Here is a 12,367-nt window from a genome sequence, read left to right as displayed (position 1 = left end):
GCTTCCTTCCATTCCAACGAAAGGATCGCACCATCAAACCGTGGGATCAAACACCTAAGTCGAATGCGCTACTGGTAAGACACATCAGCTATCGAGTAGCAGGGCTCAACAGATACTTTCTACAGGCGTCTATTAATAAATAATGTGTGTCAATGGTAATATAATAGAAAACAGTGCCTTACGACTTGAACAGGTCACCTTCAATTGCTTGATATATAGCCATGTTAATAACCGCCGCCCTTGCCTGTCCCGTTCGATTAGCGATTTGATCTACCCGCTCGAGCAGTTCCGGCGCGATCGTCAACGTAATCTGCCGTTTATTTCCCTTCTTAATCCCCTTCTCGTATTCCGCTCCCGCCGCTTTTGTTACCGTCGAACCATCTGGCGCTCCGCTAATAAATGCGTCTTGCGCCGCGGTTTTCAGGGTATTGCCAGCCAATTTTGGCCGTTGAGTGATTGCCATGGCGAACCAGTCCTTATAATTGTATTATAACATTAAAAAGCGATGAAATTAGCATGTTCAGCTCGCCGGTTGCTTTAACATCCCTGCTGGGTAATTCGGAGACTGCGAGGCCCGCACCGGCAGCGTTGCTAAAGGCCTTTCTGCGCCTAATTGGGGACGGGAGGTATTTGAACTGAGGAACATCCTTCACCGCAGCTTCCGCCTCAGCGTTGTCCGTTGACTTATCGCCTGGGTCCGCCTGGTTCATCACGGCAAAACACCGAAGGCCATCTCGCACACTCTTAGCCTCATCGATAAGTGAAGCCATGTCATCCAGCGCCCATACGTCGTACGACCGCGGGGCAAACGGCACGAGCAGTACGTCGGAGAGCACGAGAGCCGCACGAAGTGCGGTGGAGTCGCGTCCTCCAGCGTCAATTATTATCTCCTGCCACTTGTGTCGCTGCTGCTGCACCTGAGCACGTAACGCAGGGCCATCAGGATACTGAGCGCAGGCAATTCCCGGAAGCCGCCCAGACTGTGCCCGTGCTGCGATAGCCGCAGCTGCTGTTCCCTGACGGTCACCGTCAATAAGCCACACATCACGGCCAGAGAGTGCTCGAGAAATTGCTATCTGCACCGCTAAGGTGGTTTTTCCCACGCCACCCTTCGTATTTCCTATCGTTATAATCACAAATGTACCCCAAAAGGATATTAACACGACGATACGTATTCGCCTGAGTTTATTGCGTCAATCTGTTAAATCGGAATTCACTCTTTTGGATATTAAAGCACACTGTATTGCATGCTTTTTGCAATGGCTCGTACGATGCTGCCATCCGGTTCGTGGGGGTGTGATAGACGATTATTGATCTGATCTGCTGTAGATCTGACCGGTTGCCACTGGTAGTTGAAAGCCGAACGGATCACCGAGATGTGTGACGATCAAAGACGACTAGAGCGTTCCAACAACCGATCGATATCAGCCATGCTTGCATCGAGGTCGGCCGTGGCAAGGGCCAGCGGCCCGTCCTCCAGGATAGCGGGTTGCTCGACCAAAAGCTGACGTTGCGTCGGTTGAATACGACCGCCTGCTGCGAGGGTAACAAGACCGGCACGAGCGAGCGCATCCGCCTGAATATCGGCCCCGGCTCGAGACAGACTTAGCGCCCGTGCAAGCTGGACCCGCCGCAGCGGGCCTGCCGCAACAATGAGCGCCCACGCGTCGCGCGCGCGCGCGTTGCGGGATAAGCCGGCGAGTGAGTCGCGACCGCGGACGAGTGCGGCCTCGATGCGCTCCAACTCCGAAAGCGCTCCCAATGCCGCATGACTGCTATGGTCAATAAGAGCAGCTGATCGTTCAGTGTCCTCAAGATCAAGGCGAAATGCTGTACGCGGGATGATCCCCGTGACGGACGGCACGGTGCCGCGAGCGACAAGCGTAAGGTTTAGGGCCCAGCATCCAGCAGGCTCAGCCGCAACGTATTGACGCATTGATCGAGAGGGCAGGGAGATTACGGCGTCATGTCCGTGACCTTCGGCAAAATCCGGCGTGGTGATCAGATTGTCGACCGCAGCAGCGGCACAAGTCAGTCCCTGAAGCGGATGATCTGGACCAAAGTCGGCCAGTCCACAGGCTCGGGTGAGGGGGCCACCGGCAGGCACCTGCCCCACCGCGTCGTGGGCGGCGTTGAGCAACGCCAGCGCATCGGCGTCGAAACCACGCGTCGCGTTGACCATGCGAACAATGGTTGTGGCCGCTTCCGCGATTGCCGACACACCGTTGGCAGCGAGCCAAAGTACGACAGCGTCGCGGCGCGGGTCGTCGGTCATTAGGACCGAGCTAGGATCGCTGCTTGGCTGGTGCGCAGGGCCGACATCACCGCCGCCGGCGTCGCGCCGATACGCACGCCATGCGCCGGCAACGGCTGCCAAGCGGGCAACGCTGCGGATTTCAGGGGACGCAAAGCGCACTGCGCCAGCCAGTCGACCGAACGCGTATCCAAGCGAAATGAGATCAAGGAAAGGCATCGCAAAGGTAATGCGCTAGTAATTCTAAAATTACTAGGCAGCACCTTTTGGCAATTGTGATCACTTACCATAATCGGACATTATGGTAACTATAGGGATGTGCTACACAGGCGAAATGCAGGGTAAAACGGACCAGCGGGCAGGTGCGGTATGAGCGAGATCGTCGTCCATCGTACCGACGGGGAAGAGCTGCCAGTCCGCGCGCGGCGTGGGATCGTCGAGCCGATCGATGCCCGGGTTACCCGGTTGCTGGGCCTTGCGCTGCCCGCTGATGCCGGCCCTGTCAGCGAGATCGGCTTTGCCGCGCAGCTTGGCGCTATGGCAGCAGCCAGCAAGGCGGCGCTGGCGTCGGATCTAGCCTGCTATCTGCGTTGGTGTGAGGACATCCGTGGCGCCCCGCTGCCCGCCGAGCCCGAAAACCTGGTCCGCTACATTGCCATGCTCGAGGCGCGGGGCGCCAAGCCCGCCACGGTCGCCCGGCGGGTTGCCAGTCTCGCCACGGCACACGGCCTGTCAGGCCTGCAGGAGAGGGGGCATGCGCCCACCAGCCACGTCATGGTCCGCGCCGCGCTCAAGGGCTTGCGCCGGCGTCGTGGCGCTGCCCAACGCCAGGCTGCCCCGTTGCGTTTCGGCACCTCGCTAGATCCCCATACCAAGGGGTTCACGCTTACTGCCTTGCTCGGCGCCTGTGGCGGCGATCTGCAGGGCTTGCGCGACGCAGCGCTGCTCTCACTCGGCTATGATGCGGGACTGCGCGTCAGCGAGCTTGTCGCCGTCACCGTCGCGCACATCGATCCGCACAGCGATGGCTCGGCGCTCCTGTTCATTCCATCATCCAAGACCGATCAGGAAGGGCAGGGGACCTGGGGCTGGCTGTCCGCCGACACGATGCGCCGGGTCGGCGCCTGGCTGGTCGCGAGTGCGATTACCGAGGGGCCCGTCTTCCGCCGCGTCGGGGTCGATCGGCGCCGTTTGCGCGCCGCGGTTCCGCCGATGGCGTACGAAGCGATTCCCGGGCACACGCGGCACTGGCAGGAGAAGCTGAAGGGCAAGAGGGCCGAGCCAGCGCGGACGGTGTATACCGTTGGTACGGCCTCACTGAGCCGGCAGGGCGTCAACGGGATCTATCGGCGGGTGGCGCTGAGTGCATTTGATCAAGGGCTGGTCGAGATGCCGATCGCGAAGGTCGAACATGCAGCGCGAGCGCTGTCCAGCCATTCGTTGCGCGTAGGCCTCACGCAGGATCTGTTCGCAGCCGGGGAGGACGGCGTTGGCATTGCGCAGGCGCTGCGCTGGTCTTCACCGTCGACCGCGCTGCGCTATGGGCGGAAGCTTGCAGCCAGGAGCAACGTCGCAGCGCGCGTACTGTCCCGTATCCGAAGCTAACGGGTTATCGTGCTACTCCGATCACCGTAACCAGAGGGGAGCACTGCCATGAACGTACGGTTCCTACGAATGCCGCAAGGCCTCTAGGCACGTCACTGCGGAACGATCTTGCTGTTTTTCGATTGCCACCCCTACTTACACCAAAGTGTACGATGGCCAGCGAAAAGGGCACCCAAGTTTCCTTGGATGAAGCCGTAACCGAAATCGAATGCGGCAGATGCTGTCACGTCGATGCACATGTGGCTCCATCGCGCCGACGATCACGACGTGCTCGACGCCAGCGTCATCCAACAGCGATTTTAGACCATTGTCCCGGAACGAGTTCGATAATGCTTGGTCAAGACCGTTTCGCCTTCGACTGGCGCGACGGCTTGGATGATGTGCGTGCCATTCGTGCCGACAGCAAACGGTGCGTCGTCCAAATCCGGCGTCTCGTGCTGGAAATCCACGACCATCTCCCCGGCGTCGGGCGCGGCATCGATTACCCGCTTCTCGTTTGCGACAGCTTGATCAAGATTGTGGCATCGTCGGCCTGTCCCCGTCCGAATATCAGCGACGATTCTCGGCGGGAAGGGCGGTGACGCCCTGATTGCCAGTTGCAGTCACTCGATCTCGCCGGGATGTTCGGCGAACAGGGCGACGTTGTGTGTTGCCTTGGGCCCGGCGGTCTTGCGATATCGTTCAGAGCGATATCAGCGCCAACTGTTTGATGGTCCTCGAGCGCGTCCAACATACGCCTGACCGTCGCGGCGTCGGTAACCGTGTCAGTTAGCACGACGGGGCGGTGAGCCAGCCGCACCGGTGTTTTACTCGACGCATCGGCGTAGTCGAACGTATATCATCGTGGCTCAAAGCACGTCTGTCATCACATGCTTATGGTCATACAGGGAGGCTTGGTAGCTGGAACGGCAGAGCAGGGAATGGCGATTGCGAGCTTCGCCGCAGAAAGTGCGGTTTGACCAAATATGCTACATATCTTCGAGCGCGAAGTAGCTTGGTAGTGACTCGAACTAGAGCAGATATAGGCTCTTTGATCGATGGTTTACGATCCTGGTTGTCGCGAGTTTGGTCCTATGTCGACAAACGGCCTATAACTGGTGACTTCAGCTCCGGAGGAACAGTAATGGTACCATTCGTCTAGTACTGATGAACGTTTTTCCATAGTCTGGGACTATGCGACATATAAATATCGCGATTTGACCTGATGGAGGGCTTGCAACATCCTGTGTTCAATAAGTTGGCCCATCGAGGCTGGCACATGGGAGGATCGCATATGAAAACGCAACATCGGATGCTTTGGCTTACGCTGCTTATGTCGGTCAGTGCGCCAACGCTGGCGCAAACAATCGGAACTGACACAGGCCGCGTGGCCGGCGCAACCGAAGGCTCCATCGAGGTCTTTCGTGGCATCCCGTTCGCCGCTCCGCCGATCGGCCCGAACCGCTGGCGTGGGCCGCAGCCGGTGGTTCCGTGGACTAAGACACGGCAAGCAACGGCATTCGGTGGCAGCTGCCCTCAGCCACAATTCCCCGGAAATGGTGGCCCCTATACCGTCGAGTTCACCAAAACTCCGCCCAACAGCGAGGACTGCCTATTTCTAAATGTGTGGAAGCCAAAGGCAACGGGCAAGAAGCTGCCCGTTTTCGTCTGGATCCACGGCGGCGGGTTTGGCGGCGGGGCCGGCGGTGTGCCTATCTACGACGGCGCCAAGCTGGCTGAACGCGACATGGTCGTGGTAACGATAAACTATCGCCTGGGGCCGCTAGGATTCCTCGCCCATCCGGCACTTTCGGCGGAGGATCCCGCCCATTCCTCGGGTAACTACGGTTTGCTCGATCAGGTCGCGGCACTGGATTGGGTACAGCGTAATATCGCCAACTTCGGCGGTGATCCCGCGAATGTGACGATCGCAGGTCAATCCGCGGGTGCCGCCTCAGTTCACTATCTGCTCGCGTCACCACTTTCGCGCGGCAAGTTCCGCCAGGCAATCGCACAGAGCGGGTCCGGGCTCGGGCTCGACGGAACGGGGCTTGCCGAGGCCGAAGCCAACGGTGTGACCTTTGCTTCCTACCTCGGGGCGAAAACGCCCGCTGAAATGCGCGCATTGCCAGTTGATAAGGTTCTGGACGGTGTGTTTCTGCCTTTCGGTCCGCCCCCGCCGGCCGACAAGCCGAAGATTCGCTTCGGTCCGGTCATCGACAATCACATGGTAGTGACCGATCCGGGCGCGCATCCGGAGCAGTCGCAGGTCACGGCACCGTTGCTGACCGGTTTCAATACCGAAGAGGCGGGCCTTCCCAAGCCGACGACGGTGAGCCAGTTCGAGGCGATGGTACGCGCGCGCTTCGGACCGCAGGCGGAACGCGTGCTCGCCCTTTACCCGCACAAGACGGACGCGGATGCCACAGAGTCCGGCGCCGTCTTGGCTCGCGATCGGTACATGGCGTCGTTGATCCTGTGGACGGAGAAGCGTACCGCCACGGCTGGCGAACCCATCTACCGTTACTTGTTCACACGGCACATCCCGGTCGCGAGTGGACCGGATTTCGGCGCGTTTCACACCGCTGAGGTTCCTTATGTCTTTGGCAATACCGACACGAAACTGCGGCCCTACACGGCGATCGATACCAAGATATCCCGACAGATGCAGAACTACTGGCTCAATTTTGCGCGTACTGGCAATCCGAACGGACCCGGACTCCCTAACTGGCCGAAGGCAAGGGCGGGCACACCATCGGTCCTGAAACTGACGGTGCCGGCGGAGGTCGCGCCGGCCGTATCGACTCCCGAGCGCTTGGCAGCATTGCGTGAATATGTGGCGGGCGGCGGAGCGTTGAGCCTCTTTTGATGCTGCATCCGCGCCGGCAGATATGCCGGCGCGCGTATCGACCTGTCATTGGTGATGCTTGAGCAGCTGACAGCGGAAGCGCAGTGCGGACGAACAGTCCTCACGCTCTTACGTCGAAAGATCAGTAGCGAACACAGGGAGGATTGCATGTACAACGTAAAACTATTCGGCTTGGCAACGGGTTGTTGCAGCTTCTTGGCGTTGGCCACAGCGGCGCACGCCCAGCAGCCGGCGCAGACTGCTGGCGCCGAAGCGGTCGATACGGAGACCGGAGCTGACATCGTCGTTACGGCGCAGAAGCGGGAGCAGCGGATCCTTGACGTTCCCGCGTCTGTCTCCGTCATCGACGATCGGCAACTTGCACGCCAGCAGGTCAACACTCTCGCGGACCTGAGCCGGACGACGCCTTCCCTCGAGATCAATCAGGCTCCCGGACAGAACCTGGGCGGTGGCGGACAAATCCGCGGCTTGGGAACCCAGACGTTCGGGATCGGCGCCTCCGCGGCAGTCGGCGTCGTCGTGGATGGCGTCAGCCAGGGTAGCGTCAACATCTCCCAGCTGTTCGATGTCCAGCGCGTCGAGGTCCTGAAGGGGCCGCAAGGGACCCTGTTCGGCCTGACGACATCGGCAGGCGTCATCAACATCACGACGAAGGCACCGAGTTTCACGGAATTCAGCGGCCAGGTGCGGGCGCAGCTTTCCGACGAAGGCTTCGCAGGATCCACCGGCTATGGTCAGCAGGTGATTTCGGGCGGGTTGAACATCCCGATCAGCAGCATTGCCGGCTTACGCCTGTCAGGCATCGTCGACTTGCGCCAAGGACCGGGCCGCAACGCCCTCGACGGCTCGCTGGATGCTCATAACGGCTACAGCGCGCGCGCACGATTGCTGATCGCGCCGACCGAAGCATTGCAGATAGATCTCAACGCCGACTTCAACAGAACAACGGGCGGATACGATGACTTCTTCACGGTCCGCAGTGCGACGCCGTCCTTCGCCACGGCGTTGGCGAACTGCCGTCCTGCTCCTGGCGCGACGGCGACGCCTGTCGTGGCCAGCCCGGGGAATCGCGACTACTGCAGCACGATCGAAGGGCGCAGTGGCGGTGAGAACTTCGGCGGCTCCGCAACGATCGCCTACGATTTCGGGTCCTCCACACTCACGTCGATCACAGCGGCGCGGCGCCAGCGTTCGGCGCCAAATACCGTGGAAGACGTGTTCCGCCTTACAAACGCCTTCTTCGCCCCGCCTCCTGCCGTAGCGCCAACTCTGGTGCAGAGCGTCGGAACCCCCGACCCAAAGCCGACTGATCTCTTCACTCAGGAATTTCGCGTTGCATCACGGACAGGTGCGAGGTTGGAATACACCGTAGGCGTCTTTTACTCGAGTTTGAAATCCACGACGGCAGGTGGAGCCCAACTCGTCATCGGAGATGTCTTCGCGCTTGGCGCACCCCCGTTGGTCCTAGTTCGGAACATCAGCACGCCCGGCGGAACGCGAGATACGCAGCATGCGGTCTTTGGCCAAGCGACTTATCATGTCACCGACCGACTAGGGGTGATCGCCGGCGGACGCTACACCCGGGAAAATCTCTCCCAGTACAGCTTCGACCCGGCCGGCGTGCGTTCGGCATCGCGATCGAAGATCGACAATACGTCGTGGCGCTTCGGATTGCAGTACGAGATGGACCGCGCGCTGACGACGTATGCGACGGTCGCGCGCGGGTACAAGGGTGCGCAGTTCGCCACTCCACCGGTCGGGAGCCCCCCCGGCACGCCGAACACCCTCATCAATCCCGAGATACCAACCGCGTACGAGATCGGTCTCAAGACGGCGCTGTTCGATCGCCGCGCGGTCCTGGACGTCAGCGCGTTCTACACCACTGTCGACGGCTATCAGGGGCAGACCTGCTCGACCCAAGCCACCGGTTTGCTGAGCTGCACGACGACGAATATCGACGGCATCAAGTCTAAGGGTATCGAGGCCAATCTGTTCGGTCAGGTGACGAAGAACCTGACGATCAACGCGGGCCTGATCTATAACCCGGCAACCTACCCGAAGCGCAGCGTCACCGGCGGTCCCTACCTCGCGTCGGACCAGACCGACATCAGCGGTGCTCAGCTGGTCAACAGCCCGCGGTGGAAGTTCGCATCGTCGGCGGAATATTCCCAGCCCCTGTCGTCGGCGCTGCAAGGCTTCCTGAGCGCTGACGCCGTCTACCGGTCGCGGACGCCCTATGCCGCATCTTCCGATCCGATGCTGTCCTACCGCGCAAACTGGATCGTGGGCGGCCGCCTGGGCATCCGCGATGCGAACGACCGCTGGTCAGCCGCGGTGTTCGTTCGCAACCTGACGAATGAGCATCAACCGTTCCTGCTGCAGGCGGCATTCCCCAATGCGGGAAACTACGGTCAGATGCTCGGAGCACAGTCTTTCCGATCGGTCGGCCTCAACCTGGAAGGCAGATTCTAGACATCTCCATGACGTTTGGCGGCCGAGCCCGGGGGCCGGTTAGGGTCCTCGGGTCGACGACGGCAAACACCCGGTGGGAACTGAGCAACATGCTGACATGCAGTCGACGACGTCTTCTCTTAGGTACGGCATCGGTGATCGCCGCTCCGGTTTTCGCAGCATTACCCAAGCGACTTATCCTGCCAAGGGCGGCGCAATCTCACGCGCCGGCATCGCGCTTCACATGGTCGGCATACCCGATGATGCGGGCGGACATGCGCCGGTCGCTCGACCGGAAGGTGCGGGGCAAGCCGGTCCATGACAGCCTGTCGATCGATGATATGGAAAGCGCGAAACGCTGGACGCCATCGTCCCCCGTGTCGCTGCGATACACCACTGACCGCGCACGGGTCGGAAGCCGCTCGCTGCGATTCACGACCCAGCAGAGAGACGAAGGGTACATACGGGCCAATCGGCGGCCGAACGGGTCGTTCGCCGGCGATGCAGCGCTCTTCGACCAGCTCCCGGCTGCCCCCGCCGCAAGGCTCGCACTCGATCCGCCGCAGGATTGGTCCAGGTTCAACCGGCTGTCGCTCTGGTGCTACGTCCATCCGACTGGCAATCCGATCAACAGCCTTTGCCTCGAATTCACGTGCTTGGGCGCACCCGCGGGACCGAGCGATCCGATCTCCGTCCATTATTTCGCCGACCTGGAGCAAGGCGAGTGGAATCATCTCACGTGGGAGATTCCAGAGCATGCCCGCGATCGGGTGTCGGAGATCACCTTATTCGTTCCCGTATGGGGACTGCCCTTCGCCAAGGTGAAAAGCGGCCTTTCGCTAGATCTGGATGACATCCGGGTTGAGCGGGTCGATGTCGAGCAGGTCGATGGATGGTCCATCGCGCCCGCGAAGATTGCATACAGCCATGTCGGATACCGGCGCGAAGCACCCAAGGTCGCCGTTGGACGGAGCTCGGCGGTGCGACGGTTCGAGCTGCTGCACGACGGGGACGGCAGGGTCGCGGCGACCTTTCCGGTCACGAAGCTGCGAACCCGTCGCGCCAGCTACGATATCTATGATTTCGGCGCATTCAGTGCGGTCGGCGTCTACAGGCTACGCGTGGCCGGCTTCGAGACCGATGCATTCCCCATCAACGACGATCCGTGGCGCGAACTGGTGCAGGCGACGCTGAATGGCTTTTACGGCTTACGCTGCGGATATGCGGTACCCGACGCGCACGACGCCTGCCATTGCGACGTCCTGGTGCGTCACGGGTCGGAAACTCGGGTGGTCGGAGGTGGTTGGCATGATGCCGCGAATCTGAGCCAGGACACGGAGAACACCCACGTCTCCGTCTGCGCCTTGCTGGACCTGCACGACGCGCTCCTGTCGAGTGCTCCAGACTTGGCCTCGCGCGCGCTTGAGGAGGCCAAGTGGGGATTGGAGTGGGTTGCCAGGATGCGATTTGGAGCTGGCGTCCGCAGCCTGAGGGGCGGCCACACATATTTCACCGATGGCAAAGTCGGCACGGACGACGACATCATCCTCGATCAGGTCGGTTCCAGTGTTTTTCTCAACATCACGGCGGCCCTGGCGTCAGCCAAGGGTTCGCGTCGGCTGCGGACGAGCGAACCCGAGTTCGCAGCGGAACTGTTGAAGGCGGCGGAAGAGGATTTCGCCACGGTCCTGAGCGTCCGTAGTGCACCTGTTCACGAGAACGGACCTCCGGATTGGCACGTTCAGCCGTGGCAGAACGAGGTCGGCTACGTAGTCCTGGCCGCTGTCGAACTTTATTCGGCTACGCGAAAGCAAAGCTACGCGGACGCTGCAGCGAAGTACGGCGCATGGCTTCTGGATATGCAAGAAAGGCGCTTCATCGAGGGAAGTCCCGTTACCGGCTACTTCTACGAGGATGCGGCAAAGACCCGTATACTTCACGATCAGCAACGCACCAGTGGCGCGCCCAACAGCTTCGAGGAAGGTGCACTGCTCGGCCTGGCTGCGCTGTGCGAGGCGTTGCCCAACCATCCCGATTGGATTGAATGGCGCACCGGCCTTGCCGCCTATGCGACCTATTTCTGCGAACGGGGTGCCGAAGCGTCGCGACCGTTCCATCATCTGCCGTCTGCCGTCTGGCGCAAAAGCGACTTGGATCAGCCGATGCCCGAGGACTTCGGCGCGAAGATGTTCGCAGGCAGACCAAGCCCCGTCTACCCATCTACACCGACGCCCGAGAACATTCGGCGGCAGATTGGCGCCATGTATGACGCCGGCACATATCTTTCGCCGAACCAGCGCCTTCGGACATTTCCGCTATGGACCGACCATGTCCGTCATGGCGGTACCGCTGTCCAACTTACCAAGACCATCGGACTGCTAGCTGCGGCGAGAGTCCGTCAGGATCTGGATCTACTTCGGCTCGGGGAGCGCCAGATCCAATGGGTGGTGGGCGCCAACCCGTTTTCCCGGTCGCTGGTGTACGGTGTGGGGTATGACTGGTGGCAGAACTTTACGGTGTCGCTACCGAACATGGTGGGCGGCCTGTCAGTCGGTATGAATTCCTACCGCAACGATTCCCCCGCGTGGGGGCAGAACGCGGTATTCCCTTACAAGGAGATATGGGTCGCTTCCAGCGCTCGTCTCGCCGCAAGTCTTGCAGGGGTCTGCGGCCGAGCGGTCGTCGAAGGTAGCTCTCCCGGGGCAATGTTCAGGAATGTCGCGACGGGCGATGTCTCGAGCGTGCGTCCGGGCCGTTACGAGCTCAATCTTGCGCCCGGCATCTACGAGGTCCGGTTCGGTAGTGCTACGCGCAGCGTGACGCTGGTTCCCGGACCGCGTACGTTGATCTTGGATCCTGCGAACTCCGTGGATCTGCAGATGACATGGGAGGGCAAACCGGGTAGCCCGAAGGGTATAAGATTGACCGCCCGTGGTGCCGGGCGCCACCTGCTGTGCCTGAGATCAGCCAACATATCGACGGAATGGACGGAACTCAGCGTTGATCTGGCGGCGGATCGACCAACCTCTATAGGATGTGCAGTGACCGTTACGGATACGGCATCACCGTGGCTGGTGGTCGCGCAGGTTGGTCGCGATGCCAGAGAACACTTCGAACTGATTGGCAGCGCACTAGCAAGGAGTCTGTGAGCGCTAGGCGCGCAGGAAGGAATGCCGCATGCCGCTCGCGGCAATGACGCAGAGCATGTC

8 protein-coding genes are annotated in these 12,367 nt (G+C 60.8%); 5 read left to right on the top strand and 3 right to left on the bottom strand.

Annotated elements, in window-relative coordinates; genetic code table 11:
- Positions 1-178: 178 nt before the first annotated feature.
- The 3 genes from IFS44_RS18335 to IFS44_RS18325 all read right to left on the bottom strand — a co-directional run bounded on the left by IFS44_RS18335 (position 179) and on the right by IFS44_RS18325 (position 2,275).
- Complete coding sequence (locus tag IFS44_RS18335) at positions 179-463, bottom strand: CopG family transcriptional regulator (RefSeq protein WP_192071964.1); 285 nt, start codon at positions 461-463, stop codon at positions 179-181.
- Positions 464-476: 13 nt separating this feature from the next.
- Positions 477-1,163 carry an AAA family ATPase gene (locus IFS44_RS18330; RefSeq protein ID WP_342212704.1) on the bottom strand — a complete coding sequence of 229 codons (687 nt, stop codon included), beginning with the start codon at positions 1,161-1,163 and terminating at the stop codon, positions 477-479.
- A 224-nt stretch (positions 1,164-1,387) separates the two neighbouring features.
- Positions 1,388-2,275, bottom strand: coding sequence for a hypothetical protein (locus IFS44_RS18325; RefSeq protein WP_192099547.1), 888 nt, complete (start codon positions 2,273-2,275; stop codon positions 1,388-1,390).
- Positions 2,276-2,623: 348 nt separating this feature from the next.
- Between IFS44_RS18325 and IFS44_RS18320 the strand changes: the two genes are divergently transcribed.
- From IFS44_RS18320 to IFS44_RS18300, 5 genes are all read left to right on the top strand, one after another.
- Positions 2,624-3,859 (top strand): integrase, encoded by a 1,236-nt coding sequence (locus tag IFS44_RS18320; RefSeq protein ID WP_192099546.1) that lies wholly within the window; start codon positions 2,624-2,626, stop codon positions 3,857-3,859.
- A 329-nt stretch (positions 3,860-4,188) separates the two neighbouring features.
- On the top strand, positions 4,189-4,440 hold the full coding sequence (locus IFS44_RS22395; protein WP_244650423.1) for a hypothetical protein: 252 nt from the start codon (positions 4,189-4,191) through the stop codon (positions 4,438-4,440).
- Between the two features lie 692 nt (positions 4,441-5,132).
- The gene (locus tag IFS44_RS18310) at positions 5,133-6,707 is read left to right on the top strand and encodes a carboxylesterase/lipase family protein (protein ID WP_192099545.1); all 1,575 of its coding nucleotides are present in this window, start codon (positions 5,133-5,135) and stop codon (positions 6,705-6,707) included.
- A gap of 147 nt (positions 6,708-6,854) precedes the next feature.
- Positions 6,855-9,179: a TonB-dependent receptor gene (locus IFS44_RS18305; RefSeq protein WP_192099544.1), complete on the top strand. Its 2,325-nt coding sequence runs from the start codon at positions 6,855-6,857 to the stop codon at positions 9,177-9,179.
- A gap of 134 nt (positions 9,180-9,313) precedes the next feature.
- On the top strand, positions 9,314-12,307 hold the full coding sequence (locus IFS44_RS18300) for a glycoside hydrolase family 9 protein (protein WP_192099543.1): 2,994 nt from the start codon (positions 9,314-9,316) through the stop codon (positions 12,305-12,307).
- Positions 12,308-12,367 lie beyond the last annotated feature (60 nt).

It is taken from the genome of Sphingomonas sp. CFBP 13706 (genome assembly GCF_014842355.1).
Taxonomy (GTDB): domain Bacteria; phylum Pseudomonadota; class Alphaproteobacteria; order Sphingomonadales; family Sphingomonadaceae; genus Sphingomonas; species Sphingomonas aerolata.
This window is presented reverse-complemented; position numbering and strand designations above follow the sequence as displayed.